26 protein-coding genes are annotated in these 26,237 nt (G+C 67.1%); 7 read left to right on the top strand and 19 right to left on the bottom strand.

All coding sequences use genetic code 11. The features are described from left to right. Nucleotides 1-89 precede the first annotated feature (89 nt). The 6 genes from hemC to SOM39_RS07085 all read right to left on the bottom strand — a co-directional run bounded on the left by hemC (nt 90) and on the right by SOM39_RS07085 (nt 5,995). Entirely contained in the window at nt 90-1,001 is a 912-nt protein-coding gene (gene hemC, locus SOM39_RS07110) for a hydroxymethylbilane synthase (RefSeq protein ID WP_320457919.1), read from the bottom strand. 17 nt (nt 1,002-1,018) lie between these two features. Beyond that, a complete protein-coding gene (locus SOM39_RS07105) occupies nt 1,019-1,789 on the bottom strand; it encodes a LytR/AlgR family response regulator transcription factor (protein WP_176472593.1) in 771 nt (256 codons plus the stop codon). Then, the gene (locus SOM39_RS07100; protein WP_068854117.1) at nt 1,758-2,804 is read right to left on the bottom strand and encodes a sensor histidine kinase; all 1,047 of its coding nucleotides are present in this window, start codon (nt 2,802-2,804) and stop codon (nt 1,758-1,760) included. The genes SOM39_RS07105 and SOM39_RS07100 overlap by 32 nt, the downstream gene beginning before the upstream one ends. Nucleotides 2,805-2,807: 3 nt before the next feature. Next, on the bottom strand, nt 2,808-3,482 hold the full coding sequence (locus tag SOM39_RS07095; RefSeq protein WP_320457918.1) for an alpha/beta hydrolase: 675 nt from the start codon (nt 3,480-3,482) through the stop codon (nt 2,808-2,810). Nucleotides 3,483-3,525: 43 nt separating this feature from the next. Then, nucleotides 3,526-5,430 carry a glucans biosynthesis glucosyltransferase MdoH gene (gene mdoH, locus SOM39_RS07090; RefSeq protein ID WP_320457917.1) on the bottom strand — a complete coding sequence of 635 codons (1,905 nt, stop codon included), beginning with the start codon at nt 5,428-5,430 and terminating at the stop codon, nt 3,526-3,528. Between the two features lie 400 nt (nt 5,431-5,830). Next, entirely contained in the window at nt 5,831-5,995 is a 165-nt protein-coding gene (locus SOM39_RS07085) for a hypothetical protein (RefSeq protein WP_320457916.1), read from the bottom strand. Nucleotides 5,996-6,206: 211 nt separating this feature from the next. Here SOM39_RS07085 and SOM39_RS07080 point away from each other — a divergent pair, with 211 nt between their 5' ends. Beyond that, complete coding sequence (locus SOM39_RS07080; protein WP_068854119.1) at nt 6,207-6,596, top strand: DUF2628 domain-containing protein; 390 nt, start codon at nt 6,207-6,209, stop codon at nt 6,594-6,596. A gap of 57 nt (nt 6,597-6,653) precedes the next feature. Here the strand turns inward: SOM39_RS07080 and SOM39_RS07075 are convergent, their stop codons facing one another. Together SOM39_RS07075 and SOM39_RS07070 are read right to left on the bottom strand one after the other, a co-directional pair. Next, the gene (locus SOM39_RS07075) at nt 6,654-9,251 is read right to left on the bottom strand and encodes a methyl-accepting chemotaxis protein (RefSeq protein ID WP_320457915.1); all 2,598 of its coding nucleotides are present in this window, start codon (nt 9,249-9,251) and stop codon (nt 6,654-6,656) included. 168 nt (nt 9,252-9,419) lie between these two features. Beyond that, nucleotides 9,420-10,874, bottom strand: a complete 1,455-nt coding sequence (locus SOM39_RS07070; RefSeq protein WP_320457914.1) for a SulP family inorganic anion transporter — start codon at nt 10,872-10,874, stop codon at nt 9,420-9,422. A 68-nt stretch (nt 10,875-10,942) separates the two neighbouring features. Here SOM39_RS07070 and SOM39_RS07065 point away from each other — a divergent pair, with 68 nt between their 5' ends. Then, nucleotides 10,943-11,227 (top strand): putative quinol monooxygenase, encoded by a 285-nt coding sequence (locus SOM39_RS07065; RefSeq protein WP_320457913.1) that lies wholly within the window; start codon nt 10,943-10,945, stop codon nt 11,225-11,227. On the opposite strand, the gene SOM39_RS07060 is transcribed toward SOM39_RS07065, so the two are convergent. The 11 genes from SOM39_RS07060 to SOM39_RS07010 form a co-directional block, all read right to left on the bottom strand. After that, entirely contained in the window at nt 11,221-13,170 is a 1,950-nt protein-coding gene (locus tag SOM39_RS07060) for a response regulator (protein ID WP_320457912.1), read from the bottom strand. The two genes, SOM39_RS07065 and SOM39_RS07060, sit on opposite strands and share 7 nt — an antisense overlap. After that, entirely contained in the window at nt 13,157-14,020 is an 864-nt protein-coding gene (locus SOM39_RS07055; protein ID WP_068854124.1) for a sensor histidine kinase, read from the bottom strand. Before SOM39_RS07055 ends, SOM39_RS07060 begins: the two co-directional genes overlap by 14 nt. After that, the gene (locus SOM39_RS07050) at nt 14,017-15,033 is read right to left on the bottom strand and encodes an ATP-binding protein (RefSeq protein WP_320457911.1); all 1,017 of its coding nucleotides are present in this window, start codon (nt 15,031-15,033) and stop codon (nt 14,017-14,019) included. Before SOM39_RS07050 ends, SOM39_RS07055 begins: the two co-directional genes overlap by 4 nt. After that, nucleotides 15,024-15,425, bottom strand: a complete 402-nt coding sequence (locus SOM39_RS07045; protein ID WP_184125758.1) for an ATP-binding protein — start codon at nt 15,423-15,425, stop codon at nt 15,024-15,026. Before SOM39_RS07045 ends, SOM39_RS07050 begins: the two co-directional genes overlap by 10 nt. Further along, complete coding sequence (locus SOM39_RS07040) at nt 15,422-15,802, bottom strand: STAS domain-containing protein (protein ID WP_093534680.1); 381 nt, start codon at nt 15,800-15,802, stop codon at nt 15,422-15,424. The genes SOM39_RS07045 and SOM39_RS07040 overlap by 4 nt, the downstream gene beginning before the upstream one ends. Before the next feature lies 1 nt (nt 15,803). Further along, nucleotides 15,804-16,661 carry an STAS domain-containing protein gene (locus tag SOM39_RS07035; protein ID WP_093534682.1) on the bottom strand — a complete coding sequence of 286 codons (858 nt, stop codon included), beginning with the start codon at nt 16,659-16,661 and terminating at the stop codon, nt 15,804-15,806. Between the two features lie 170 nt (nt 16,662-16,831). Then, nucleotides 16,832-17,122, bottom strand: a complete 291-nt coding sequence (locus SOM39_RS07030) for a PQ-loop repeat-containing protein (protein WP_093534684.1) — start codon at nt 17,120-17,122, stop codon at nt 16,832-16,834. Continuing rightward, nucleotides 17,122-17,823, bottom strand: coding sequence for a glycosyltransferase (locus SOM39_RS07025; RefSeq protein ID WP_320457910.1), 702 nt, complete (start codon nt 17,821-17,823; stop codon nt 17,122-17,124). Before SOM39_RS07025 ends, SOM39_RS07030 begins: the two co-directional genes overlap by 1 nt. Further along, nucleotides 17,820-18,407: a class I SAM-dependent DNA methyltransferase gene (locus SOM39_RS07020; protein WP_068854131.1), complete on the bottom strand. Its 588-nt coding sequence runs from the start codon at nt 18,405-18,407 to the stop codon at nt 17,820-17,822. The genes SOM39_RS07025 and SOM39_RS07020 overlap by 4 nt, the downstream gene beginning before the upstream one ends. After that, the gene (locus SOM39_RS07015; RefSeq protein WP_320457909.1) at nt 18,404-19,162 is read right to left on the bottom strand and encodes a PIG-L family deacetylase; all 759 of its coding nucleotides are present in this window, start codon (nt 19,160-19,162) and stop codon (nt 18,404-18,406) included. Before SOM39_RS07015 ends, SOM39_RS07020 begins: the two co-directional genes overlap by 4 nt. After that, nucleotides 19,150-20,112, bottom strand: a complete 963-nt coding sequence (locus tag SOM39_RS07010) for an acyl-CoA dehydrogenase (RefSeq protein WP_068854133.1) — start codon at nt 20,110-20,112, stop codon at nt 19,150-19,152. The genes SOM39_RS07015 and SOM39_RS07010 overlap by 13 nt, the downstream gene beginning before the upstream one ends. Before the next feature lie 167 nt (nt 20,113-20,279). Between SOM39_RS07010 and SOM39_RS07005 the strand changes: the two genes are divergently transcribed. The 5 genes from SOM39_RS07005 to SOM39_RS06985 all read left to right on the top strand — a co-directional run bounded on the left by SOM39_RS07005 (nt 20,280) and on the right by SOM39_RS06985 (nt 25,909). After that, nucleotides 20,280-20,444, top strand: a complete 165-nt coding sequence (locus SOM39_RS07005; RefSeq protein ID WP_167693307.1) for a hypothetical protein — start codon at nt 20,280-20,282, stop codon at nt 20,442-20,444. Nucleotides 20,445-20,605: 161 nt separating this feature from the next. After that, nucleotides 20,606-22,843 carry an ATP-binding protein gene (locus SOM39_RS07000; RefSeq protein ID WP_320457908.1) on the top strand — a complete coding sequence of 746 codons (2,238 nt, stop codon included), beginning with the start codon at nt 20,606-20,608 and terminating at the stop codon, nt 22,841-22,843. Further along, nucleotides 22,840-23,313: a response regulator gene (locus SOM39_RS06995; RefSeq protein WP_217535648.1), complete on the top strand. Its 474-nt coding sequence runs from the start codon at nt 22,840-22,842 to the stop codon at nt 23,311-23,313. The genes SOM39_RS07000 and SOM39_RS06995 overlap by 4 nt, the downstream gene beginning before the upstream one ends. Further along, entirely contained in the window at nt 23,306-25,699 is a 2,394-nt protein-coding gene (locus SOM39_RS06990) for a PAS domain-containing protein (RefSeq protein WP_320457907.1), read from the top strand. Before SOM39_RS06995 ends, SOM39_RS06990 begins: the two co-directional genes overlap by 8 nt. A 15-nt stretch (nt 25,700-25,714) precedes the next feature. Beyond that, nucleotides 25,715-25,909 (top strand): hypothetical protein, encoded by a 195-nt coding sequence (locus SOM39_RS06985; RefSeq protein ID WP_093534700.1) that lies wholly within the window; start codon nt 25,715-25,717, stop codon nt 25,907-25,909. The last annotated feature ends 328 nt before the right edge of the window (nt 25,910-26,237 follow it).

The following is a 26,237-nucleotide window of genomic DNA, read 5'->3' as shown; positions in this document are numbered from 1 at the left end:
CAACCGGGATCCGGGGTTGGTTCATCCCGATCCCAATGGGCCCGTAGCAATTCGTAGGTCCGGCCGTTGGCCGGACACCGCGCGCAGCCTCAGACGGCGATCAACTCGCCGGCACCGCCGTCCAGCAGGCCTTGGGCCACCGACTTTCCGAGCGCATCCGGGTCATTGCCCGGGCCCCGCGCTTCGGCGCGGATCAGGCGCCCGTCGGCCACGCCGCCGACCAGGCCCTGCAGGAACAGATCGTCGCCCTCCCACTGCGCGTAGCCGGCCACCGGCACGTGGCAGCTGCCGTGCAGCGCGCGGTTCATGGCGCGCTCGGCTTCCACGCAGGCGCGCGTACGTGCATCGTCGAGCGCGGCGAACAGCGCCATCACCCACGTATCGTCGCCGTTGCATTCCACCGTGACCGCGCCCTGCGCCGGCGCCGGCAACCAGTCCGGTGCAGCGAGCCGCGCCACGATGCGCCCGCCCAGCCCCAGCCGTTCCAGGCCCGCCACGGCCAGCACGATGGCGTCGTAGCCGCCGTTGTCGAGCTTGGCCAGGCGCGTGTTGACGTTGCCGCGCAGGTCCAGCAGTTCCAGGTCCGGGCGCAGCGCGCGCAGCTGGGCCTGGCGGCGCAGCGAGGAGGTGCCCACGCGCGCGCCGATCGGCAGCGCGTCCACCGAGGCGTACAGGTTGGAAATGAACCCGTCGGCCGGGTCGTGCCGGGTCAGCATCGCCGGCAGCGCGAACGGTGCGTCCAGTTCCATCGGCACGTCCTTGAGCGAGTGCACGGCGCAGTCCGCATCGCCCCGCAGCATGGCCAGCTCCAGCTCCTTCAGGAACAGGCCCTTGCCGCCGATCGCGGCCAGCGAGCGGTCCAGCACCTCGTCGCCGCGGGTGCTCATCGGCACCAGCACCACGTCCAGGCCGGGGTGGGCCTGGCGCAGGCGGTCGGCAACGTGTTCGCTCTGCCACAGGGCAAGCGGGCTCTTTCGGGTGGCGATGCGCAGGCTGGTCATGCGCCCATTATCGCCGGTTACAGGTGCTTGAGGTCCTGCTTCAGGCTCGCCACGCAGCGCCGGCTGACCTCCAGCGGGGCCTTGCCATGGCGCAGCACGGCCTGGACCTGGCCTGCGCCATTTCGTCGCAGCTCCACCAGTTCGTGGCGGGCCACCAGGCAGTTGCGGTGGATGCGCACGAAACGGCTGGCAAATTCCTCTTCCAGCGACTTCAGCGACTCCTCGATGAGGTCCTCGCCGCGCGCATGGTGCACCACCACGTACTTTTCCTCGGCCTGCATGTAGTGGATGTCGTCGATCGGGATCAGCCGCAGGCTGCCGCGCAGGCGCGCGCACAACAGCGTGCGTGCCTGCTGGCTGGGCGCGCTGGGCTGCCCGTTGCGGCCGGCCAGGAAAGTCCGTGCGCGTTCCAGCGCGGCAACCAGTCGTTCACTGCGTACCGGCTTCATCAGGTAATCGATGGCCGCCGCTTCGAATGCGGACAGCGCGTGCGCATCGTAGGCGGTGCAGAACACCACCGCCGGGCGCGGATCGAAGGTGGCCAGGTGACGGGCGGCTTCCAGGCCGTCCAGCCCGGGCATGGCGATATCCAGCAGCACCAGGTCCGGCTGCAGCTCCGCGCAGGCATGCAGCGCCTGCTCGCCATTCTCGGCTTCGGCCACCACCTCGACCCCGGGCTGTTCGGCCAGCAGGCTGCGCAGGCGCTCGCGGGCGAGCGGCTCGTCGTCGGCGATGACAACTCTCAAGCAGGCTTCCTCACTGAACAGGCACGAAGATGTCGCAGGCATAGTAGCCGTCGTTCCATGCCCCCGTCATCCGTGCAGCCGGGCCGAACCGCCAGGCCAGGCGATGCGCGATGTTGCGCTGCGCGTGCCCGGCGCCCTGCATCAGCGGCAGCGCACGCACGTCCGGATCGGGCGCGGGGTTCTGGATGCGGATGTGCAGCTGCGCCCCTTCGAAGGACAGCGCAATGACGATGGTGCCGCCAGCCGGCAGCCGCGAGATGCCATGCAGCACTGCATTTTCCACCAGCGGCTGCAGCACCAGGCGCGGCATCGGCAGGGTCCAGGGCAAACCGTCTGCGCGTTGCCATTCCACCTGCAGGCGCTCCCCCAGCCGCAGCGATTCGATCGACAGGTAGGCTTCGGCCAGTTCGCACTCGGCCTGCAGGGTGGAGTCGCCCTCGCCCGCCCCCAGCGCGGCACGGAACAGGTCGGACAGATCCAGCACCGCGCGCTCGGCCACTTCCGGATCACGCCGCACCAGGCTGGCGATGAGATTCATGCTATTGAACAGGAAATGCGGGCGGATCCGCGCCTGCAGCGCATCGGCCTGCGCGCGTGCGTTGGCCACGGTCTGCGCACTCCAGCGATCGCTCACGTAGAAGTAGCGCAACGCCAGTGCCACGATCAGCGCGGTGACCGTGGCGCAGCCCAGGGTGAACCGCCAGAAGCCGACATCCCCGGCGAAACCGCGCGCGTCCAGCACCGCATACAGCGCGTGCACGATGCCCGTGCAGGCAGCAGCGATCAGGGCGGCCATGGCTACTGCCAGCGCCGAACCCAACGCTTCCGGGAGCCGCGACAAGGTCGCCCGCGCCGCGCACAGACTCACCGTGACCGCCAATGCCAGCCACAACGCCAGGCCGCTGGCCGACAGGAAATCCGCCACGCTCCATTGCCGGCTGCCGTCGGGCGACAGCGCCACCACCACCACCACCAGCTCTGCCAGCCCGAGCATCGCACCCAGCCGCGGCAGGCGGCACAGCTCGGGCAACCACAGCTGCTGGCGCGGGTCGTTCATGGCTCAGGCGGCGGCGAAGCGTGCGTCCAGCCAGTCGCCCAGCGCCTGCAGTTCTTCGGCGCAGACCTGGTGGGCCATGGAATAGGAATGCCACTCCAGCGGGAAGCCGGCTGCCGTGAGCCGCTGGGCGGTGTCGGCAGCGATCACCTGCGGGATCACCGGATCCTGCGCGCCATGGGCCATGAACACCGGCGGCCGCGCGCCATCGGCAATGGCGGCGTTGATGGCCGCTTCCGGATCCGGCAGGTAGGTGGACAGCGCGATCAGACCGGCGATGGGCCGGGTCGAGCGCAATGCGGCGCTGAGGATGATCGCCCCGCCCTGCGAGAAGCCGGCGAGCAGGATGCGCTCGACCGGAATGCCGCGCGCGACCTCCGCATCGATCAGGGCATCCAGCGCCCGTACCGAGGCATCCACACCGGAAGCATCGGCGCGCGAGCGGAAGTCCATGCTGACGATGTCATACCAGGCGCGCATGGGCACGCCGTTGTTGATGGTGATCGGCTGCATCGGGGCATGCGGAAACACGAAGCGGATCGCCGGCCAGTGCGGACGCAGCAGCTCGGGCACGATCGGGGCGAAATCATGGCCATCCGCGCCCAGGCCGTGCAGCCAGAGCACGGACCATTGCGGGTTGGCGGCGGTTTCGTTGACTACGGTTTCCAGCGCTTGCGACATCGTGCGGCTCCAGTACGTTCTGGCCGCATTATGGGGCCAGATGTCAGTGGCCGGCGCGTTGGGCAGCAGCACGGCGCAGTTCGGCGGCGCGCTGCAGGATGGTCGGCGGGGTGGTCTCTTCCGGGATTTCCATCAGGCGCAGGCGGTGCAGCAGGTCGCCGGCGCGGCGCCCGGAAGTCAACGCGACCACCGGAATGGCCAGCACCATGCCCACCACCACCGGCGCCATCCAGGCGGCCAGCGCCGGCGACACCGCATAGGCCAGCATGCCCATGAACAACCCGAACACGCTCAGGCCACCGTAGCCCTTGATCAGCGCCGGCCAGGAAATGCCGCCGTCATCGCGCTGCTGTGCATCCCAGCCCGAATCCTTGCCGGCCAGCACTTCGGCCACGCCGCGCGACTGCACGTACATCACCACCGGCGCCATCAGCGCGGCCAGCACGGTTTCCAGCAGCATCGACACGAATGCGCGGATGCCCCCGCCGCAACCGCGGCGCTCGGCCGGGTCGATCAACATCGCGATGTAGCCCAGCACCTTGGGCAGCAACAGCACCGCCATGGTGATGGCGAACATGCGGATCACCTGGGTTTCATCCTGCTGGCGCCAGTACAGGCCCGGCGACATGTGCAGCACTTCGTTGAAATCGATACCGCCCTGGAACAGCGGGATGGCAATGCCGATCAGCATCAGCATCGCCCACATCGGCGCGGTGAAGTAATGGCCGATGCCGATCATCATGTGCATGCGGCTGACCCAGTGCAGGCCACGCGAACCCACCACCTTGGCGTGCTGCAGGTTGCCCTGGCACCAGCGGCGGTCGCGCACCAGCATGTCGGTCAGGGTCGGCGGACCTTCTTCATAGCTGCCCTTGAGGTAGGGCACCATGTGGGTGGCCCAGCCACCGCGACGCATCAACGCCGCTTCGACGAAATCGTGGCTCAGTACGTGGCCACCAAACGGCTGCCGGCCCGGCAACGGCGGCAGGCCGGCGTTCTCGGCAAAGGCCTCGGTACGGATCACCGCGTTATGGCCCCAGTAGTTGCTTTCCGCGCCGTGCCACCATGCCACGCCGCGCCCGATCACCGGGCCGTACACGCGCCCGCCAAACTGCTGCATGCGCGCGAACAGGGTACGCCCACCGATCACCGCCGGCAGGGTCTGGATCAGGCCCACGTCCGGGTTGTGCTCCATGCCTGCCACCAGCCGCACGATGGTGTCGCCGGTCATCAGGCTGTCGGCGTCCAGGATCAGCATCTGCGGGTAACCGCCGCCAAAACGGCGCACCCAGTCGGCGATGTTGCCGGCCTTGCGCCCACTGTTGTCGCCACGGCGCCGGTAGAACAGGCGATCATGCCCACCGACCGCGTCGCACAGCTCGGCGAACGCCTGTTCCTCGGCCGCACCGATGTCCTCGCGTCGGGTATCGCTGAGCACGAAGAAATCGAACTGCTCCAGTTGCCCGGTAGCGGCCACCGACTCATAGATGGCCTGCAGGCCGGCCAGCAGGCGGCGCGGATCTTCGTTGTAGGTCGGCATCAGCAGCGCGGTGCGGGTATGCACCTGCGGCAGCGGCTGGTCCGGGTCGATGCCCAGCTTGTAGCCACGGTCGAACACGGCGGTGAGGAACCCGGCCAGGGCACCGGCAAAGGACAGCGCGATCCAGGCGAACAGCGCCACGAACAGCACCAGCAGGCAGCCTTCCAATACGGTGACGCCATTGGTAGCCAGCACCTTCCACATCATGTGGGTGGCGGCCACGGTCATGGCCGCCGTGCCGCCGAAGATGTAGAAGCGACGCAGCGCAATCATGCGCGGCGCGGTGCGCTGGCGCGGCGTCAGCAGGCGGCCTTGGGTAAAGGTCTGTTCGGGCATGCCCATCGGGCTTTCGACGGGCAGCACCGGGCGGCCGGCATCGATCACGGCGTTGACGGTCTGCACACTCATGCGCGGCTACCCTGCGTGCGCTTCCCGCCAGTGCTGCCCTGTCCTGCAGCGGCGTGGCCGTGGCCGGCGCCCTGCTGATGTCTGTGACTACCGGAACCCACGAACTCTCCAACGGCACTGAGGCGAAAAATGCGGCCCAGCATAGGGGGCCAAATGTAAGCCGCGCGCGAAGGGGCTTTCGGGGTATTTCTCCCCATTCAGCAAACTTGCGCAAGCCCTCGAACGGGCTGATTGCGACAAACGGCCGCAGGCCTTGTGCCGTAAGACTTTCCCTATTCAGGGCGTAGGGTAACCCCTGGCAGGAGGCGCCTCAGGGCAGCATGGGCAGGAAGGCCGGGGACAGACGCACCCGGCTTGGAACTGCGCAGACCGGCGCTCAACCGGGGGGCATGAACCCGCTTCAGGCCGGGGTGGCGTCCACGGCCACATCGCTCTCCACCGGCAGGCGTGCCAGCGCGCGCGAACCGACATGGGAAAACTGCAAGTGTGCCAGCAGATGCTGCGCCTGGGTGGCAACCGGGCACGGCAGGATGCGCGGGCCGGCTTCAGGACGCTCAGGGGACATCACAACACTCGACATGGTCTGACTCTCGATCGCTTCCAATACACCCGCGCGGCACCCATGCCGCGAGGAATGCGAACCCTATATGAATTTGTGGACGAATGTGTGACGCCGCCCAAGCCGGAATGCGTCAGCACTGACGCGCGCCCGAAAACTGGCGCTTTTCAATAGTCAGCGACTATCATGTAACCGTTTTCAACATCATAAAGTGGATATGGATTCCAACATCGCGTCATCCTTCAGCCCCAAGTGGCAGTTCCGGTTCGACTTCTTCAATGCCCACGGGGCGCCAAACTCGCCGGCCTTCAAGGCCGCCTACAAGGCGCTGCCGTTCGGGCAGAAGGTCAAGGTCAACTTCAACTTCTTCGCCCTGTTCTTCGGCTGCATCTATCTCTTCATCCTGGGCATGTGGCGGAAGGCCCTGACGATCCTGGGCCTGACCCTGGTGCTCGGCGTGGTGCTGGCATTCCTGCCCGACCCGATCGGCCGTGGCATCGCGATTGCGTGGTCGCTGTTCATTGCGCTCACCACCAACTACAACTACTACCTGGAAAAAGTGAAGGGCGACACCAGCTGGAACCCCTTCCAGGGCATGCGCTGGTAACCCCCCGCAGCTCGCCTCACCTGAAAAGCCCGGTCGATTGACCGGGCTTTTTGCTGCTCAGAAGGTTTCCCATTCGGTCTCGACGGCTGCCGCTGTTGCACGCACCGGGGCCCGCTGCTGACCGACGGCCTTGCGCGGTGCCGCAGGCGCTGCGGCCGGCGCGGCCGCGCCGGTGCGGAAGATCGCCACCGCCTTGCCCAGGTGCTGGGCCTGCTCTTCCATCGCCCGCGCCGCGGCGGTGGCTTCTTCCACCAACGCCGCATTCTGCTGGGTGGTTTCGTCCATCTGGGTGATGGTCTGGTTGACCTGCTCGATGCCGGCGGACTGTTCCTTCGAGGCGGCGGAAATCTCGGCCATGATGTCGTTGACCCGGCGCACGCCGGTAACGATCTCTTCCATGGTGCGCCCAGCGGTCTGCACCAGCGCCGAGCCTTCGGCGACCTGCTCCACCGAATCGTCGATCAACTGCTTGATCTCCTTGGCCGCACCGGCCGAGCGCTGCGCCAGCGCGCGCACTTCCGAGGCCACCACCGCAAAGCCGCGGCCCTGCTCACCCGCGCGCGCCGCTTCCACGGCGGCGTTGAGCGCCAGGATGTTGGTCTGGAAGGCGATCCCATCGATCACCGAGATGATCTCGGCGATGCGCTTGGACGCGGCCTCGATCCCGGCCATGGTAGTCACCACCTGGCCCACCACCTGCCCGCCCTGTTCGGCCACGTTGGCAGCACCGGCCGCCAGCTGGTTGGCCTGTACGGCGTGGTCGGCGTTCTGGCGCACGGTGGAGGTCAGTTCCTCCATAGACGCGGCGGTTTCCTCCAGGCTCGCGGCCTGCTGTTCGGTACGGCGCGACAGATCGCTGTTGCCCGAGGCGATTTCGCCCGCCGCCAGGTTGATGCTGTCGGTCGCCTGCTGGATACGACCGACGATGTCGGTCAGCTGGGTCACGGTGGTATCGGCATCGTCGCGCATCTGCGCGAACACGCCATGGAACTGGCCGTGCATGCGCGCGGTGAGGTCACCGGCGGCGATCGCGCGCAGCAGCGCGGAGATCTGCTGCAGGTTGTCGTCGCTCACCTGCATCATGGTGTTGAGGTTTTCGACCATGGCGCGGAAGTCATGGTCGAAGCGCACTCCGTCGCCGCGCTGGCTGAAATCGCCGCGCGCGGCGGCACCGGCCAGGTCGCGGATCTGGGTATTGATCGCGCGCAGGTTGGCCTTGGTGGTGTCCATCGCGTCGGTGAACACGGCCTGGTCGCCGGGCAGGCGGTCCATGTCCTGCGACAGATCGCCTACCGCATAGCGCTGCATCACCTCGACCAGGCGACGGGTGACGGCAATGTTGGCGCCCACCAGCTGGTTGGTGTCTTCGACCATGCGTCCGTACGCGCCCGGGAAGGCCTGCGCATCCATCCGGTAGCCGAGTTCGCCGGCTTCATGGCGCTGCGCCATCTCGCCCTGCGCGGCCATCACCGCGCGCAGCTGGCCGCGCATGCGCTGCATGGATTCCAGCAGGCGGCCAACCTCGTCGTCGCGTGGGGGCGGCAGCGGCGTGTCCAGGCGGCCTTCGGCCACGTCCGCCGAGAGCCGCACGGCATCGGCAAGCGGGCGGATCGCCTGGCGGCGCAGCAGCACGTACACGCTGGCGCTGAGCACCAGCGCCGCGCCCAGGCCAACGCCGAGGATGATCCACAGCAGCGAGCGCGCCTGTTCGGTGATCAGCGCATACGGCACGATCACGCCCAGCGCGAACCGCTCTTCGCTGCCACCGATGCGTAGCGGCACATACGCCTTCACGTTGCCTGCGGCATCCGGAGTGAACGCTTCGAAGCGCTGGTCACGCGCCACGGCTGCAAGGACCTGCGCAGTGAAGGCATCGTCGCGGCGCTGGCCGATCTGCTTGGCATCCTGCGCGGCCAGCACGATGCCGCCGGGCGAGATCAGTTCGACGTGGCCCTGGCCCATCGGGCGCAGCGCCGCCAGACGCTCCTGCAGCGCGGCCAGGCCGAAGTCCACGGTGACCGCGCCCAGGAACTGGCCGTTATCGAGCACCGGGGTCGACAGCGTGGTCATCAGCACCTTCCTGCCGCCGATCTCATAACGGTACGGCTCGCTCACGGCCTGCCGCTTGAGCTCACGCGGGCGCAGGTACCAGTCACCATCGCCGGGGACGTCATAGCCCTTGAGTACATCCTGCACCGGCGCGCCATCCTGCCAGGCCCAGTAGCTCATGAAGCGGCCGGTGGCATCGTGGGCTTCGGCACCGACGAAGTCGGCGTCCCTGCCATCGAAGGCCTGCGGTTCCCACAGCGTGCCCAGGCCCACCCATTCCGGGTGCGATTGCAGCTGCTGTTGCAGCACCTGTGCGGCGGTCGCGCGCGACAGGGTGGCAGCGCGGTGCTGCACCACCAGGCTGTCGGCCAGTGCCTGGCTGGTGGAAAACGCGGCGGCCAGGTCGGCACCGACCCGGCGCGATTCGGCCTCGGCCTGGCTTTCCATGGTCCGCCGCGAGGATTCGAGCAGCGCGCGGCTGGCTTCGCGGTAACTGAGGGCGGCGGTCACGCCGAAGCAGAGCATGGCGATCAGCGCGGTTCCCAGCATCAGCCGGTTGGCGATGCTGCCGAGGCGCTTGGAAGCGGACGGGCGGGACGTGGACATGGGGGTGTTCCAGGCAGGAGTACAGAACAGCGCGCGCCCGAGGGCACCGCTACTACGTCACGCAGTCCATTGCGGCCCGCCCGGCACGGTGCAACGCACATGCAGGTCGGGTCATACGCTGGTAACGGCCCTGTGCTGGAGATGTTGAGCGCCGGATCCTGACCGGGTTCAGTGAAGCGTACGGCCACCCAGCCGCTCCACCAGCGTCTGGCTGGCGGCATTGAGTCCGATCACCTCGACCTGCGCGCCATGCCCGCGCAGTTTGAGGGTCACCCTGTCCAGTGCGCCAACCGCACTCAGGTCCCAGAAGTGCGCCTGGCTGAGGTCGATCCGTACCCGCGCCGGCACTTCCTGGTAATCAAAGCTCTCGCCGAACTGCCCCGCCGAAGCGAAGAACACCTGCCCGGTCGCCGTGTAAGTACGGACTCCGTCGGCATCGGTGTGGTCGGTGACGACCAGCAGCCGTCCCACCTTGCGCGCGAAGAACAACGCCGACAGCAGCACTCCGGTCAGCACGCCCTTGGCCAGGTCGTGGGTGGCCACGGTCACCACGACGGTGGCCACCATCACCACCGAGGAGCTCATGGGGTGCACGCGGAACTCGGCAAAGGAACGCCAGTGGAAGGTCCCGATGCTGACCATGATCATCACCGCCACCAACGCGGCCATGGGAATCTGCCGCACCCATTCGTGGCCGTACACCACCAGCAGCAACAGCAGCACGCCTGCCACCAGGCAGGACAACCGGCCACGCCCGCCGGAGGACACATTGATGACCGACTGCCCGATCATCGCGCAGCCGCCCATGCCGCCGAACAGGCCAGCGGTGATGTTGGCCAGGCCCTGGCCCGCGCACTCACGGTTGCGCTGGCTCGGGGTGTCGGTCATGTCCTCGACGATCTGCGCGGTCATCATCGACTCCAGCAGGCCCACCACCGCGAGGGTTGCCGAGACCGGCAGCAGCAGCGCCAGCGTGTCCCACGTCATCGGCACATCGGGGAACAGGAACGTGGGCAGGCTGTCGGGCAGTGCGCCCATGTCGCCCACGGTCCGCACTTCCCAGTGCAGCCCGATCGACAGCGCGGTCAGCACCACGATGGCCACCAGCGGCGACGGCACTGCGCGGGTCAACCGCGGCAGCAGGTAGATGATGGCCAGCCCCGCCGCGCACACCGCCCACACCTGCCACGAGCGCCCGATCAGCTCGGGCATCTGTGCCAGGAAAATCAGGATGGCCAGTGCGTTGACGAAGCCGGTGATCACCGAACGCGACACGAACCGCATCAGCGCGCCCAGCTTCAGTGCGCCGGCGATGATCTGCAGCAGGCCGGCCAGGATCGTCGCGGCCAGCAGGTACTGCAGGCCGTGGTCCTTCACCAGGTCCACCATCACCAGCGCCATTGCGCCGGTGGCCGCCGAGATCATGCCCGGCCGGCCGCCTGCGATGGCGGTGACCACGGCGATGCAGAACGACGCATACAGACCCACCTTGGGGTCCACGCCGGCAATGATCGAGAAGGCAATGGCTTCAGGAATGAGCGCCAAGGCGACCACGGTGCCCGAAAGCAGGTCGCCACGGATGTTGCCGAGCCACTGCTGGCGCGGGGGATAGGAGACAGACATGGGGGGCCAGGCGCCAGAACGGCGCGCAGGATACCATCGACCCTCCCTCGAGCAGCAGGAAGGCATCCATGTACGGTCTGATCGGAAAGATGAACATCGCTCCCGGCGAGCGCGACGCGGTCATCGCGATCCTGCTGGAGGGCACCCAGACCATGCCGGGATGCCGGAGCTACGTGGTGGCCAAGGATCCCGCCAATGCCGACGCGATCTGGATCACTGAAGTCTGGGACAGCGCTGAACTCCACCACGCCTCGCTGGCGCTGCCGGGCGTGCAGCAGGCCATTGCCCGCGCACGCCCGCACATCACCGGTTTCGGCGAACGGTTCGAAACCGAACCAGTGGCAGGTTACTGACGGGGGCCGAACATCGCGCCAACGCTGTGCAGCAGTTCGTGCACGCTGAACGGTTTGGGCAGCAGCGACATGCCCTCGCCCAGGAACTCGTTGCGCACGGCGGCACTTTCCGTATAGCCGGTGATGAACAGCACCGGCAAGCTCGGGCGCAACGCGCGCGCGGCATCGGCCAGGTCGCGACCGTTCATGCCGGGCAGGCCGACGTCGGACAACAACAGATCCACGGCCCGCGCTGAATGCAGCTCCAGCAGCGCCTGCTGCGCGTTGGTGGCTTCCACGACCTGGTAGCCGACCTCGAGCAGCATCTCGCGCACCATCATCCGCACCGAATCGGTGTCGTCCACCAGCAGGATGCGTTCGGCATGGCCGCGCTGCACCTGCACCTGCGCCGTGGACGCAGACGCCGGCTCGACCTGTTGCTGGCCCTCGGGCAACAGCAGTTCGATCTCGGCACCTTCCCCCTGCTCGCTGGCAATACGGGCGCTGCCGCCGGACTGGCGCGCGAAGCCGTAGGTCATCGACAGGCCCAGGCCGGTGCCTTCGCCCTGCGGCTTGGTGGTGAAGAACGGTTCGAATACCTTGTTGATCAGGTCCAGTGGAATGCCGGTTCCGTTGTCGATCACCTTGATGGTGATGTAGTTGCCCGGCGACAGCTCGTGGTCACGCTCGATCCTCGCGCGGCCCGCGCGGATGCGGATCAGGCCCTGGCCGGCCAGCGCATCGCGCGCGTTGATGACCAGGTTGAGCATGACGTTCTCGAACTGGTTGGGATCGGCCATGGCCACCAGCGGTTCGGCGCCCAGCTCCAGTTCCAGTTCGATGTTCTCGCCGATCGAGCGCCGCAGCATGTCTTCCAGCGAGCGTACGCGGGCAACCACGTCGAACGTCTGCGGGTCCAGCGGCTGCTTGCGGGCAAAGGCCAGCATGCGCTGGGTCAGCGCCGCGGCACGGTGCGCCGAGGCGGTGGCGATGTCGACGTAACGGCTTGCCTTGTCCCACTTGCCGCTGCTGGCAGCCATCTCGATCATGTCCAGGCCGGAGATGATGGTGGTCAGCAGGTTGTTGAAATCATGCGCGATACCGCCGGTCAGCTGGCCGAGCGAATCCATCTTCTGGGCCTGCATCAGCTCCATTTCGGTGCGCTCGCGCTCGGCGATCTGGAAGGCCAGCTCGCTGTTGGCGCTCTCCAGCTCCTGGCGCTGCTCCAGTTCGCGCACGTGGCGCTCGGTGATGTCTTCGACCAGCACCAGGCCGAGGCCAGGAGCGCTGTAGGGCGTCACCCGCCACTCGGTCATGCGCCGGTTGCCCTGCACCTGCAGGGCAAAGGTGCCCTGCCAACGCTCACCTTCGGCCAGCGCCACCTTCAACGCGCTCATCGGCCCGAACTGGTGGTCCAGCAAGGCCTCGATCCGGCCCGGCCCCAGGTCCTCTCCAAGCAGGCGCTTGAAGGCATCGTTGGCTTCATGCACCTGCAGCTGCGCATCCAGGACGGTGATCGGTGCATTGATCTGGCGGAAGATCTCGCCGAAACGCGCTTCGGCGTCGCGCAATGCGTCTTCGGCGCGGCGCGCACGCAGCAGGCTGCGCAGCGTGGCCAGCAGCACGTCCGGATCCACCGGGTGCACCAGGTAGGCATCGGCACCGGCGTTGAGGCCGGTAATGAGGTCCCCGGTGGCGATCGAGGCGGCCGAGACATGCACCACCGGCAACAGCTGCATGCGCGGGTCTTCGCGCAGCTGGCGCACCACGTCGAAACCGCTCATGTCGGGCAGGTTGACGTCCAGCACCAGCGCACCGAAATCCTGCGTGTTGAGCTGGACCAGGCCGTCGGTGCCGGTGCCGGCTTCTTCCACGCGGAACCCGTGGTGTTCCAGCACCCGGCGCACCGAATAGCGGGTGGCCGCGTTGTCGTCGACGATCAGGATCCGGTCACGCGTCGGCATCGGCAGTCTCCTCGGCAGCCAGCTTCAGCGGCAGCTTCACATGGAACTCCGAACCGACGCCCAGTTCGCTGGTCACCCCCACCTCGCCGCCCAGCAGCTCGGCAAAGCGCTTGCACAGCGACAAGCCCAGGCCGGTGCCGCGCAGACGCTTCTGCAGCGGCGTGTCCACCTGCACGAAATCCTCGAACAGGGTAGGCAGCAGGTCCTGCGGAATGCCGATGCCGGTGTCGCGAACGCTGAAGCACACCGAATGCGCGTCGACCAGCTTGGCCGACACCACCACCTGGCCGTTGGGCGTGAACTTGAGCGCATTGGAAATGAAGTTGCGCAGGATCTGCGCCAGCTTCTTGTCATCGGTGTACAGCAGGGGCAACGCCGGCGGATCTTCGAACACCAGGTCCACCCGGTTTTCTTCGATGAGGGGCCGGAACATGCCGCGCAGCGCTGCGAACAGGTCCATCAGGTCGAACCAGGCCGGCGAAATGGTGATCCGGCCCGCTTCGATCTTGGCCAGGTCCAGCAGGTCGTCGACCATTTCGCGCAGCTCGGCCGCCGAGCCGCTGATGAAGCGCACCTGCCGGCGCTGCTCCTCGGTCAGCGGGCCATCCATGCCGTCTTCCAGCAGCCGGGTCATGCTCAGTATCGAGCCCAGCGGCGTGCGGAACTCATGGCTCATGTAAGACAGGAACCGGCTCTTGAGCTCGGAGACCTCGCGCAGCTGCTCGGCCTGCTGGTCCAGTTCGGCGTACAGGGCCAGCACGCCCTGGTTGGTTTCCTCAAGCTCCGCGCGCAGGGCATCGGCCTGCGTGCGCAGCTGGACGATTTCCTGTTCGGGGGGAAGCGCGTTCAATGCAGGTCTCCGAGCCGCAGGGCGATGATGCCGGTGTCGTCGCGGCCACGATCGAAATCGCGCTGCAGCACCGCCACTATAAGCGCCGGGTGGCGATGGAACAGGCCGGGGTAGTCGCGCAGGCTCCAACGCGCCTGCAATCCATCACTGTGCATGAGCAGCAGCGTGCCTTCCGGCGCGTGAAAATGGAATGGTTGCGCCTTGCGGAACTGCACCCCGACGATGCCCGGGTGCGAGGCCATGCCACGGGTCGTGGTCGCCTCGTGCAGGCCCGCCGAAATGTTGCCGATGCCGGCAAACTGGACCGCGCCGCTGGCAACGTCCACGCTGGCAACCGCCGCGGCCCCGCCCCGGGTACCGGACATGCCGGCATGCATCGCCGCGACCAGGTCCGCCGGTGCAACCGCCCCGCGCGCGGCTGCGACCGCCACGCCGGCCTGGGCGGCATCGGCCGCCGGCAGCCCGTGCCCGAGGCCATCGATCAGCGTCACGGCCACCGACTGGGCATCGGCACGCAGGTGCCAGGCGTCGCCGCAGGCCACCTCATGGCGCATGGCCAGGCGCAGCGCACCGTAGGGCACGTCCACGTCGCGGGCAACGCGGCTGGCGTAGACGCGCGCCATCACCACGCAACCCTTGCCGTCGGACCAGGCGTCGAGCACGGTGGCCTGGCGCCGTATTGCGCCGAGGCCCAAACCCTGCGTACCGCCGGTCGAATAGCCGTCAGGCAGCGACTGCGCCAGCGAGAAGCCCGGCCCGGCATCGAGGGTGCACAGTTCGATGCCCTCACCGCCGCGACCGCATACCACTGACAGGTACATGCGCCCGCCGCGTCCATGCTTGATCACATTGGTGGCCAGCTCGGTGGCGGCCAGGGCGACCCGGCCGGCATCCATTTCATCGAAGCCGATGCCATCGGCCATGGCCAGCGCTTCGCGCCGGGCCTGCCCTACCTGCGAGACCTCTTCCACCACCACGACCCGGGTAACGCGGCCAGAGAAATTCAGATCCATTTGGTGATGGCAACCCGGGTGCCCTTGCCGGGTTCGCTCTCCAGTTCGAACTGGTCCACCAGCCGGCGCGAGCCGGACAGGCCCAGCCCCATGCCGCTGCCCGAGGTCCAGCCATCGGTCAGGGCCTGGGCGATATCGGGAATGCCGGGGCCGTTGTCGGAGAACACCAGGCGCAGCCCGCGGCGCATGCCGCTGTCCACCACTTCCCATTCCATGCTGCCGCCGCCGCCATAGATCACGGCGTTGCGGGCCAGTTCGCTGGCGGCGGTGACCAGTTTGGTCTGGTCGATGAGCCGCATCCTGCATGCCACGGCCGCCTGCCGGGCAGCCTGGCGGGCCAGCACCACGTCCTGCTCGACGCGGATCGGCAAGGATCCACTGACGGCGGTCATGGCGACTCTTCGTCGGGCTGCTGCAGCAGGTCCATGCGCAGCAGTTCCATGCCACGTTCGACATTCAGCGCGGTGCGCACCCCGGTCAGGGTCAGGCCCAGCTCAACCAGCGTGATCGCCACGGCCGGCTGCATGCCCACCACCACCGTGGTGGCATCCATGATCCGGGCCAGTGACGAAATGGTGGAAATCATCCGGCCAATGAAGGAATCGACGATGTCCAACGCGGAAATGTCGATCAACACGCCGCGCGCAGAGGTCTTTTGAATACGTTCGGTCAGGTCGTCCTGCAGGGTCAGCGCAAGCTGGTCATGCATGTCCACCTGGATGGTCACCAGCAGCAGATTGCCCATCTGCAGGATCGGGATGCGGTCCATTTCAGCGGGCTGCCTTGGTCACCGTCTGGCCGGTGCGCTTGAGCGCCAGTGCCAATGCGTCGGCCAGGTTGGCCTTGGTGACGATGCCCTGCAGGTCCAGGCCCAGGTGCACGATGGTCTGTGCGATCTGGGGGCGCACGCCACTGATGATCGCGTCGGCGCCCATCAGGCGGATGGCGGTAACGGTCTTGAGCAGGTGCTGGGCGACCAGCGTGTCCACGGTGGGCACGCCGGTGATGTCGATGATGGCGATTTCCGAACCGGTGTCGACGATCCGCTGCAGCAGCGATTCCATCACCACCTGGGTGCGCTGCGAATCGAGCGTGCCGATCATCGGCAGGGCCAGCACGCCCTCCCACAGCTTCACCACCGGGGTGGACAGCTCCAGCATTTCTTCCTGCTGGCGCTGGATCACATCCTCGCGGGTCTTCTGGTAGACCTTGACGCTGTGCAGGCCAAGCCCGTCGATGAGTTCGGAAATCGCCCACAGCTGATCGCCGACCGCCTTGGGGTCGTCGGCGAAGTTCTGCTGGACCAGCTCGAACAGCGGGCGCTTGAGCGAGAACAGGAAGCTGGCGGTTTCCGAGGAGCTGAAGCCCTTGAGCACGCGGTCACGCGAGAGCTGTTCGAGGAACTGGCGGGTGTCCTGCCATTCGCTGCCGGCCACGCCGGTGCCGTGGGTGGACACTGCCGCCTGGAACAGGCGCCAGAATTCGCGTACCTGGGCATCCAGCTCACGCGTGCTCAACCGGCCATCCTGGCCCTGGCCGGAGCCGGCCAACTGGTCGCCCCACTGCGCCACCACGGTGTCATGGTGGGTACGAAGAAGGTCGATCGTGCGCTGCTGCAAAGCCGCCATGGGGAGATTCCTAGGTAGGAAGGTGTGAAAGCCCCGGCACGCAACGCGCCGGGGCTTGGAATTTTCCTGAGCTTAAATGAATTCAGCTACACGGACCATTACGACAACGGATGACGCGTGAAGGCCGTGTGCACAACACTGACTGATTCAGAATAGACGGCCGCGGGCCCTCATTTCCTGCCGGTGGCGGGAGCGTTCTGCGCCTTGCGCCTGCGCATGGCGAGCACCTGGCCGACCACCGCCGTGACCAGGATCAGGCTGTTGGTGACCACGAAGACCGTGGAGCCCAGCAGCGCGCTGTACACGATGAACAACACCGAGGCGGTGATCTGGCCGACGAACAGCCAGGTGGAAACGCCCTCCACCGACCCGGCCTGGTGCTGCTTGTAGATCTGCCGCACCAGCGTGGCGATCAGCACGGCCGTGGCAGCCCAGCCCAGCAGGTCGGCGGGCTGCTCCATCAATCCGCCACCACGTGGGCCGTCAGCAGCGGGGGCCCAGCACCCATGACCTCGCGCTCCAGTGCGCGCAGGAATCCACTGAAACCGTGCGGGGCACGTGCGGTTCGCCGCGCGCTGGTCGCCACGGCAGGCCGGGCCAGCCAGGCGATGCGGGCACCGTTGCCGGCCAGTGCTTCGACCAGTGCGACATCTTCCCCCGTGCGCAGGGCCGGAAAGCCACCCACCGCCAGATAAGCGGCCGCGCTCATGCCAAGGTTGGCCCCATGGATGTGCCGGTGCCCATCCTGCACGATTTCCCGCTCGGAGAAGGCTTTGCGCACCCGCTCGGGGTAATCGAGCCAGTCCTCCACCTCTACCACGCCACAGAAGGCATCGGCGCCGCACAGGCTTTGCCGCCACAGCCAGTCCTGCGGTACGGCGGTGTCGGCGTCGGTGCTGGCGATCCAGCGCGCGCCATGCGCCAACACGTGGCTGGCCGCCGCTGCCCGCGCGGTGCCCACGCACTGGGCGTCCACGGCCACGGTGATTGCCCCATGTCCGGCGCACACCGCCTCCGTGGCATCGCTGCATGCGTCGAGCGCGACCACCACCAGCACCGGCTCGCGGCCCAGACCGGGATGCGCGGCCGCCACGGCGATGGAGGCCAGGCAGCGACCAATGGCGTGCGCTTCGTTGTGTGCGGGCACGATCACGCCGATCATCGCAGGCCTTCCCAGCGGGCAACGCTGGTCGGTTCCCGACTCCACGCCTGCATCAGCAGGTCAGCGTCCTGGTAGCAGAAGGCCTCGTCCAGGCCACGACCGAACGCGCGGTGCACCTGCTGGGCCGAGCTCAGTGCTTCCTCGAACGGGTGCACCCAGTGGCACGCCAGCAGCAGGCCGTCATCAGCAAGGCTGCCACGCAGCTTTGCCGCCATCGCCACCACATCCTGCGGTGCCAGGTAGTAACCGACCTCGCTGACCACGATCAGGTCGAAGCGCTCCGCGGGCCATTGTTCGGGATGACGGGCCTGTTCAAGCCGCACGTTTCCAAGGTGCCCGGTCGAGCGTGCCGCGTCTGCCAACGCCGCCTCGCTGAGGTCGGTCGCCAGCAGCGCATCGCAGCGTGTTGCCAGCTCTGCGCTCAGCACGCCATTGGAACACCCCAGCTCCCACGCATTGCCGTAGCGCGGCCGGGGCAGGCAGGCCAGCGTCAGCGCGCGCTTGCGCGCCTCGTACCAGCGGTTGCGGTACTGGAACGGATCGGGCTGCTGGTATATCTGTTCGAAATAGGCGCGGGTGTTCATCCAATCAGCACCTCGAAGGAACGCCGGAAGCGGGCGAGCACGTGTTCGGGAAGGATCGGCTCGCAGCCCAGCGCCTCGCCTTCCCCGGTCTGCGTCGCAAAGACCGCCATGGCTTGGCGCTTGCGGGCCTGCGCGTCCGGGCACAGCGCAATGCGCTGCGCGGTCGTCCACGGACCGGTGGACGCCAGCGCATCCAGCCAGTGCCAGGCCCAGACCGGATACTGCAGGCTCCTGGCACCGCAGAGGGCCGCCGCCGCAAGCGCCGCACGCCCCACCGCTTCATGGTCCGGGTGGGCGTCGTGGATCCAGGGTGCCAACACGACGTCGCCTGGTGACATGCAGGTGCGGAGATGCGCGACCAGGTCGGCTTCGTGCCGCGCCACCGCACCATCCGGCAGGCCAAGCGAGGTCACATGGGTGGCGTCCATGCCCAATGCCTGCATCGCCGCCGCCAGCTCGCGTCGGCGCGCGTCACGCAGGCGTGCCGGTGTCCAGCGCGGGTGGTCGGGGTAGCAGGCTTCGCCGTCCGTCACCGACACCACCTGCACTCCGCACCCCTGTGCGGCCGCCGCCTGCATCAGGCCACCACAGCCCAGCACCTCATCGTCGGGATGGGGCGACACCACGATGAGCCGTCGCGCGCCGAGCAGTACGGTGTCAGCTTCCACCAATGGCAATGCGTCCAACCATGCACAGCGTTCCCACGCCGACTCCGGCGTGCCCCGCCCTTCGATGCGAACCGCTACAGCGTCCACGGCTGCTCCTGGCGCTGGATGGCCCGGCCCAGTTCGGCCCAGTCGCGGTCGGCATGGCTCTGCCGGATGAAGACGGTAAGATCCGCCCAGCGCTGGGCGTGGCCGGGATCCAGGCACATGGGCGCAGGGCCCAGCGCGCGTCCGACCGCATCAAGCACCTGCACACAGGCGCGCTCCACGACGCTGCGCACGCGGGTCACGTCGGACGTGTGCGGCTGCGATGGCATCGCATCGATCCAGGCAGCCAGTTCGCGCAGCAGCGCCGCCGACGCCTGCAGCGCCATGTCCACCTGGCCAAGCAATGCAGCGGCCTGGGCGTTGTCGTCTACGCGCGGCGAGCGCTGCAGCGGTGAGGCCAACGCAACCGCGGCGCCATACCAGCACGCGGCGATCCCGGCACCGCCATGCCAGAAGCCCGGGCGCGCGAGGTAGGCGCCGGGCGCGCCTATGGGCTCGGCGCGTACGTGGTCGAACTGCACCGTGCCGCTTGGAATGCCGCCCATGCCGGTGGCATGCCAGCTCTGCGGCTGCAACAGGATGCCGGGCGCGTCAGTGCGCAGGCACACCAGCCGGGACGCGTCGCCGCAGTGGGCAGTGACCAACGCCACATCGACCAGACCGGCGCCGGAGCACCAGGGCTTGGCGCCAGTTACCGTGCCCGTCGCTTCGTCGTAGCACAGCGTGGCCTGGGGACCTTCCGCCGCCCAGACCGCCGCAAGCGTTCCGTCCGCCAAGGGAGCCGAATGCAGGTCGTCCAGGATCGCCTGGGCGTCGTAGTGGGCCTCCATCACCTTCGCCACGCACAGATCGCGCCCGGCAATGGCCGCCAACGCCCGCCAGCGCGCCAGCGTATGTCCACGCCCGGGCAGCGGCAGCGACGGCTGGCGTGCCAGCACCTCTCGCGCGGCGGACTCCAGCGCGGGCGCGGCATGTTCGACGATCTGATCCATATATATAAACGGTGGAACCGTGTTCTTCGGGCGGGTCAGGCAAGGGATACCGTGCCCTGCGTAGCCGGGTGGTGACCGCGATGTGTGGGCACCGTGCAGCGCGTGCGGACATCGCCCTCACCTTGTCGCGCCCAAGCTCGGATTCCGCACCCACTGAGGCGACTTCCATGGCAACCCCCTCCTCCAATCCGCTGGAAGGCAAGGACGACCAGCAGAAAGCCCATACCCCCGACACGCTGCGCAACGATGATGCGAAGTGGAAGGACAAGGACATGCCCGAGCAGGACACCACCGCCACGCCGGACGACTACGAACGCCCCGCCAAGCCCTGAGCGGCCATCGCCTCCGTTCCTCACGGATCGGGGAGCAGTGATATGCGAAGCTATGCCGGTGGGCCCCTGACGGCGGCGTGGACCCCCGTGCCCGCCGATACAGGGCTGCTCCAGTGGTTGAGCAGCGTCTTTTGATTACGGTACCCGGTGGGGGTCAACGAATGTCGTCCTGGAAAGTGAGTGAACCCGCGTTGGATCTCAACAGCTGTGCCAGAGAGCCGATACGCACTCCGGGAGCGATTCAACCCTACGGCCTGATCCTCGTCCTCGACCCCGCCACCCTGCGGGTCAAGGAACGCGCGCTGTCGCGCCCGGACCTGATCGAGACCTTCGGCGACCCGCTCGGCCAGACGGTGGATGTGGTGCTGGGCGCCACGCTGGCCGCCTGCCGACCGACCCTTGAGGCGCTCAAGCCGGACACCTCCCAGTTCCTGGGCGCACACACGATCGGTGAACATGGCAGGCACCAGGTGCTGGCCCATCGGACCGGCAACGATCTCATCGTGGAGCTTGAGGAGCCGGTGTCCGGTGAACCGGGCTCGCTTGAAGACCTGTACCCGGCGATCCGCCGCTTCATGGGTGCCATCGAGCGGGTGGCCAGCACGCAGGAGTTGTGCGAGCTCGCCGCCGTGCAGATCCGCGAGCTGACCGGTTTCGACCGGACCCTGGTCTATCAGTTCGACAAGGAATGGAATGGCGCGGTCGTCGCCGAGGATGGCAACGGGGTTCTGCCCAGCTACCTGGACCTGCGCTTCCCCGAATCGGATATCCCCGCGCAGGCGCGCGCGCTATACCGGCAGAACCGCGTCCGCCTGATCGCCGACAGCGATTACCAGGCCGTACCGCTGGTGCGCGACGCCGCCAACGCCGATGCCCCGCCCACCGACCTCAGCCCCTCCGTGCTGCGCAGCGTGTCGCCGGTGCACCTGCAGTACATGCGCAACATGGGCACGGGCGCATCGATGTCGGTGTCGCTGCTGCGCGAAGGCGAGCTGTGGGGGCTGATTTCCTGCCACAACCAGGCGCCCAAGCGTGTTCCCTACCATGTGCGCACCGCCTGCGAGTTCATCGGCCAGATCCTGTCGCTGCAGATCACGCTGAAGGAACGCGCGGCCGTGGTCGAAGAACGCATCGCCCGTCGCGCGATCCAGGTGCGCCTGCTCGGCCGCATGGCCGGCGACCAGGATTTCATGGCCGCGCTGGGCCGGGACCAGCAGAGCCTGCTTGCGCTGACCCAGTCCGTCGGCGCGGCGATCGTGCATCGCGGCGAGTGCATCCTGCATGGCGAGTGCCCTGACGAACCGCAGGTGATGTCGCTGGTGCAGTGGCTGACGGCGCAGCAGCATGACGGGGACCTGGTCTGTACCGACCGGCTGCCGCTGGAGTGGGCGCCGGCCGATGCCTTCGCCGACGTCGCCAGCGGCGTGCTGGCCATTTCCATTTCCCAGATCCACGACAGCTACGTGCTGTGGTTCCGGCCCGAGGTCGTGCGTACCGTGCGCTGGGGCGGTGACCCTCGCAAGGAAGATACCGGCCTGCCGCTGTCCCCGCGCACCTCGTTCGAGGGCTGGAAGGAAACGGTACGCAAGCAGTCTCTGCCCTGGAACGACGTGGATCGCGACGCGGCGCTGGAACTACGTACCGCCATTGTCGACATCGTGCTGCGCAAGGCCGAGGAAATGGCCGCGCTCAACGAACAGCTCCTGCGCAGCAACAAGGAGCTGGAGGCATTCTCCTATTCAGTCAGCCACGACCTGCGCGCACCGTTCCGCCACATCGTCGGCTATTCGGAGCTGCTGTGGGCCTCGGCCGGCGAGCGGCTAAACGATTCAGAAAAGAGATTTCTCGACACCATCGTTGAATCTGCACAATCGGCCGGAACACTGGTTGACGACCTGCTCAGCTTCTCGCAGATGGGCAGGTCCACGATGGGTCAGATCGCAATGGACATGACCGCCCTGGTCGAGGACGTCCGGCACAAGCTGGACATGGAATACGACGGCCGCACCATCCACTGGGTGGTGCCGCATCTGCCGCGCGTTCAGGCCGACCCGGGCATGCTGCGCCTGGTCTGGCAGAACCTGCTCTCCAACGCGATCAAATTCACCCGCGATACGCCCAACACGGTCATCGAAGTGGGCCACTACCGCACCGATACCGAAAACGTGTTCTACGTCCAGGACAACGGCTGCGGCTTCGACATGCGCTACGTGGACAAGCTCTTTGGCGTGTTCCAGCGCCTGCACCATGCTGACGAGTACGAAGGCACCGGCATCGGCCTGGCCAACGTGCACCGCATCATCACCCGCCACGGCGGCAGGACCTGGGCGGAAGGCCAGGTGGGAGTGGGCGCCAAATTCTATTTCACCATTCCCTTTGCTACTGGAGACAAAGTATGAGAGATCTGCGGCCGATTCTGCTCGTGGAAGACAATCCGAAGGACGCTGAGCTGACGATGGCTGCACTAGCCCGTTGCCAGCTGCTGAACGATGTCACCCATGTGCGGGACGGTGTGGAGGCGCTGGAGTACCTGCGTACCGAGGGCCGGTACGAGGGCGCCATGCACGGCGGCCCGGTGGTGGTGCTGCTGGACCTCAAACTGCCCAAGCTCAACGGGCTGGAAGTACTCAGGGAAATCCGCGGCGATGCCGCGATCAGCAGCACCCCGGTGGTGATGCTGACCTCCTCGCGAGAGGAGCAGGACCTGATCCGCAGCTACGAGTTGGGCGTGAACGCCTTCGTGGTCAAGCCGGTCGATTTCAAGGAATTCCTGGAAGCCATCCAGGGGCTGGGCATGTTCTGGGGCATCACCAACCAGCCGCCGCCGCACGGCACACTGTTTGGCGCGAAGAGTCGAAAAGATGGCTGAGGATGTAACCGGCAAGCCGATCCGCATTCTGATGGTGGAGGACAGCGCGCTGGACGCGGAGCTGATCACCCTTCAGCTCAGCCGCGCCGGCCTGCCCTTCACTGCGGAGCGCACCTGGTCGGACCAGGGAATGCGCGATGCACTGGCGAACAACGACTTCGATGTGATCCTGGCCGACCATGTGCTGCCCGGTTTCAGCGGCGACCTGGCCTTGGTGCTGGCCACCGACATCGCGCCCGAAGTGCCTTTCATCTTCGTCTCCGGCACCTTGACCGAGGAACTCGCGGTCGAGGCGCTCAAGCGCGGCGCCCGCGACTACGTGGTCAAGTCGCGCCTGCAGCGCCTGCCCGAGGCCGTGTTGCGCGCGATCAACGAAGCCAAGGAGCGCCGCAGGCTGCGCCGGGTGGAAACCGAGCTGCACGAAAGCCACCGTCGGCTGGGCCTGATCACCGATTCGCTGCCGGCCCTGATTGCGTACCTCGATCGCGGGCACCACTACCGCTTCGCCAACCAGGCCTACGTCGAATGGCATGGCCTGGCGCCGGAAGACGTGGTCGGCCTGCACGCCCGCGAGCTCGTCGGTGATGAAGGCTTCGCGCTGCTGCAGGAGCATTTCGACAAGGTCCTGACCGGACAGAAGGTCAGTTTCGAGGCGCTCACCCCCCGCCGCGCCGGCGCACCGCGCTACGCCCAGGTGGACTTCGTACCCGAGCTGGATGCCGACGGGTCGGTCATGGGCTACTACGCCATGGCCCGCGACATCAGCGAGCTCAAGCACGCCCAGGCCCTGCTGAAAGCCAGCAACGAATCACTGGAGCGCCAGGTCAACGAACGCACCTCTGCCCTGCACCGCAGCGAAAGCCGCCTGCAGGCGCTGTTCGAATCCAGCTTCCAGCACCAGAACCTGCTGACCCTCGATGGGCACATCATCGACACCAACTCCGCCTCGCTGGCCGCGATCCTGGCCACCAAGGAGGATGTCCGCGGCGCGCTGTACTGCGAATCGGCCTGGTTCGCCAGTACCGAAGGCGTGCCGGCCATCGTCTGCCAGGCCGTGCTGGAGGCGGCCGCAGGCAACGCTTCGCGGCATGAGCTGGACCTGCTGCTTCCCACCGGCAAACGCACCTTCGAGTTCTCGTTCCGCCCGTTGCTCGACCACCAGGGCACCATCACCGCCGTGGTTTCCGAGGCGGTGGAAACCACCGCGCGCCGCCAAGCCGAGGAAGCACTGCGGCAGAGCCAGAAGATCGAAGCCGTGGGCCAGCTCACCGGCGGCATCGCACATGACTTCAACAACATCCTGACCGTGATCGCCGGCAACGTGGAGTACGCCAAGCTGCTCACCGAGCGTCTGGGCGATGTGGCGGACGGCTCCACGCGCGCACTGGACAACGCCCTGAAGGGCGTGATGCGCGCGGCCAATGTCACCCAGCGGCTGCTTGCGTTCTCGCGCCGGCAACCCCTGCGCAGCCTGCCGGTCGACCTCAATGCACAACTGCGCGACATGGAAGACATGCTGCACCGTTCGCTGGGCGAACTGGTGCAGCTGGAAATCGTGCACCACCCGGACATCTGGTGCGTGGAAGTGGACCCCAGCCAGCTGGAGGCATCCGTGCTCAACCTGGCGGTCAACGCCCGCGATGCCATGCCGGAAGGCGGCCGCTTGGTGATCGAAGTGGACAACGCCCACCTGGACAATGACTTCACGGCGCAGAACCCCGACGTTCCGCCGGGCCATTACGCAATGCTGCGGGTCAAGGACACCGGCCACGGCATGTCCGCCGAGACGCTGACCCGCGTGTTCGAACCGTTCTTCACCACCAAGGAAGTTGGGCGCGGCACTGGCCTGGGCCTGTCCATGGTGTACGGCTTCGTCAAGCAGTCCGGCGGCCACGTGCTGGTGGATTCCGCGCCCGGTGCCGGCACGTCGATCACCCTGCTGTTCCCGCGTTCGGCAGCCGAGCTGCCGCAGGCCGGCCAGACCGAGCACCGAGGCCTGGGCGGTTACGAGATGCAGGAGGAGGCCACGGTGCTGGTCGCCGAGGACAACGACGACGTGCGCGCGTATACCGTGGACACGCTGCGGCAGCTGGGTTACCGCGTGCTTGAAGCACACGACGGCGCCTCGGCCATGCGCCTGCTCGAGCGCACCGACGTGGACGTGGACCTGTTGTTCTCGGACATCGTGATGCCCGGCATGTCCGGTTGGGAACTGGCCAAACGCGCGCTGGCGCACAAACCGGCGCTGCGGGTGCTGTTCACCTCCGGCTACCCGCGCGACATCGACGCCAGCGGCGCGGTGGGTCGCAACATCGCCATCCTGGGCAAACCGTTCACCCGCAGCGACCTGGCGCGCTCGATCCGCGGATCGCTGCAGGATGAATGACACGAGACCGTTCCCATGACGCCGCTCGACAAACCCCTGCGCCGCGAAGTCCAGATTGGCGATGAGTCCTACACCCTGACCCTCGACCCCGAGGGTCTGAAGCTGGTGCGCAAAGGCCACCGCAAGGGGCTGGATCTGCGCTGGGTGGACCTGGTCAGCGGCGATGCGGCCCTCGCGGCCGCGTTGCAGGCATCGCTGGAAGCGCCCTGATTCCAGCGGGCTGACAGGCCAGATCTGTCCAGATTCGCGGCACCGATCTCACTTCAGATGAGATCCAAATCACACTTTTCTCCGCTTTTCCGCATTCAACGGGGGCGGATGCGGGCCCCTTTGGCCTCACGTCTCTTGAACGAATGAGGTCAAAACGAAAGATACGTTGCAGTATTGTTTACGTTCTGTTAAGTATTTGTGCAGCGCACCAGGTCCGCTGGCACGCAAGGAGAACCACCGGATGAGCACGTAACGAGAACGACCCAACCACAACCAGACTGCAGGGTGCATGCATGAACGACCGCATTGGCAAGTGTGTTCACGCTCC

The organism is Stenotrophomonas sp. CFBP8994 (assembly GCF_034044835.1).
Lineage (GTDB): Bacteria > Pseudomonadota > Gammaproteobacteria > Xanthomonadales > Xanthomonadaceae > Stenotrophomonas > Stenotrophomonas rhizophila_A.
This window is presented reverse-complemented; position numbering and strand designations above follow the sequence as displayed.

Bases quoted from the DNA above. Each gene is read 5' to 3' on its own strand.
- hemC (WP_320457919.1), bottom strand. From the start codon at position 1,001: ATGACCAGCCTGCGCATCGCCACCCGAAAGAGCCCGCTTGCCCTGTGG.
- SOM39_RS07105 (WP_176472593.1), bottom strand. From the start codon at position 1,789: ATGCCTGCGACATCTTCGTGCCTGTTCAGTGAGGAAGCCTGCTTGAGA.
- SOM39_RS07100 (WP_068854117.1), bottom strand. From the start codon at position 2,804: ATGAACGACCCGCGCCAGCAGCTGTGGTTGCCCGAGCTGTGCCGCCTG.
- SOM39_RS07095 (WP_320457918.1), bottom strand. From the start codon at position 3,482: ATGTCGCAAGCGCTGGAAACCGTAGTCAACGAAACCGCCGCCAACCCG.
- mdoH (WP_320457917.1), bottom strand. From the start codon at position 5,430: ATGAGTGTGCAGACCGTCAACGCCGTGATCGATGCCGGCCGCCCGGTG.
- SOM39_RS07085 (WP_320457916.1), bottom strand. From the start codon at position 5,995: ATGTCCCCTGAGCGTCCTGAAGCCGGCCCGCGCATCCTGCCGTGCCCG.
- SOM39_RS07080 (WP_068854119.1), top strand. From the start codon at position 6,207: ATGGATTCCAACATCGCGTCATCCTTCAGCCCCAAGTGGCAGTTCCGG.
- SOM39_RS07075 (WP_320457915.1), bottom strand. From the start codon at position 9,251: ATGTCCACGTCCCGCCCGTCCGCTTCCAAGCGCCTCGGCAGCATCGCC.
- SOM39_RS07070 (WP_320457914.1), bottom strand. From the start codon at position 10,874: ATGTCTGTCTCCTATCCCCCGCGCCAGCAGTGGCTCGGCAACATCCGT.
- SOM39_RS07065 (WP_320457913.1), top strand. From the start codon at position 10,943: ATGTACGGTCTGATCGGAAAGATGAACATCGCTCCCGGCGAGCGCGAC.
- SOM39_RS07060 (WP_320457912.1), bottom strand. From the start codon at position 13,170: ATGCCGACGCGTGACCGGATCCTGATCGTCGACGACAACGCGGCCACC.
- SOM39_RS07050 (WP_320457911.1), bottom strand. From the start codon at position 15,033: ATGGATCTGAATTTCTCTGGCCGCGTTACCCGGGTCGTGGTGGTGGAA.
- SOM39_RS07045 (WP_184125758.1), bottom strand. From the start codon at position 15,425: ATGACCGCCGTCAGTGGATCCTTGCCGATCCGCGTCGAGCAGGACGTG.
- SOM39_RS07040 (WP_093534680.1), bottom strand. From the start codon at position 15,802: ATGGACCGCATCCCGATCCTGCAGATGGGCAATCTGCTGCTGGTGACC.
- SOM39_RS07035 (WP_093534682.1), bottom strand. From the start codon at position 16,661: ATGGCGGCTTTGCAGCAGCGCACGATCGACCTTCTTCGTACCCACCAT.
- SOM39_RS07030 (WP_093534684.1), bottom strand. From the start codon at position 17,122: ATGGAGCAGCCCGCCGACCTGCTGGGCTGGGCTGCCACGGCCGTGCTG.
- SOM39_RS07025 (WP_320457910.1), bottom strand. From the start codon at position 17,823: ATGATCGGCGTGATCGTGCCCGCACACAACGAAGCGCACGCCATTGGT.
- SOM39_RS07020 (WP_068854131.1), bottom strand. From the start codon at position 18,407: ATGAACACCCGCGCCTATTTCGAACAGATATACCAGCAGCCCGATCCG.
- SOM39_RS07010 (WP_068854133.1), bottom strand. From the start codon at position 20,112: ATGGATCAGATCGTCGAACATGCCGCGCCCGCGCTGGAGTCCGCCGCG.
- SOM39_RS07005 (WP_167693307.1), top strand. From the start codon at position 20,280: ATGGCAACCCCCTCCTCCAATCCGCTGGAAGGCAAGGACGACCAGCAG.
- SOM39_RS07000 (WP_320457908.1), top strand. From the start codon at position 20,606: ATGTCGTCCTGGAAAGTGAGTGAACCCGCGTTGGATCTCAACAGCTGT.
- SOM39_RS06995 (WP_217535648.1), top strand. From the start codon at position 22,840: ATGAGAGATCTGCGGCCGATTCTGCTCGTGGAAGACAATCCGAAGGAC.
- SOM39_RS06990 (WP_320457907.1), top strand. From the start codon at position 23,306: ATGGCTGAGGATGTAACCGGCAAGCCGATCCGCATTCTGATGGTGGAG.
- SOM39_RS06985 (WP_093534700.1), top strand. From the start codon at position 25,715: ATGACGCCGCTCGACAAACCCCTGCGCCGCGAAGTCCAGATTGGCGAT.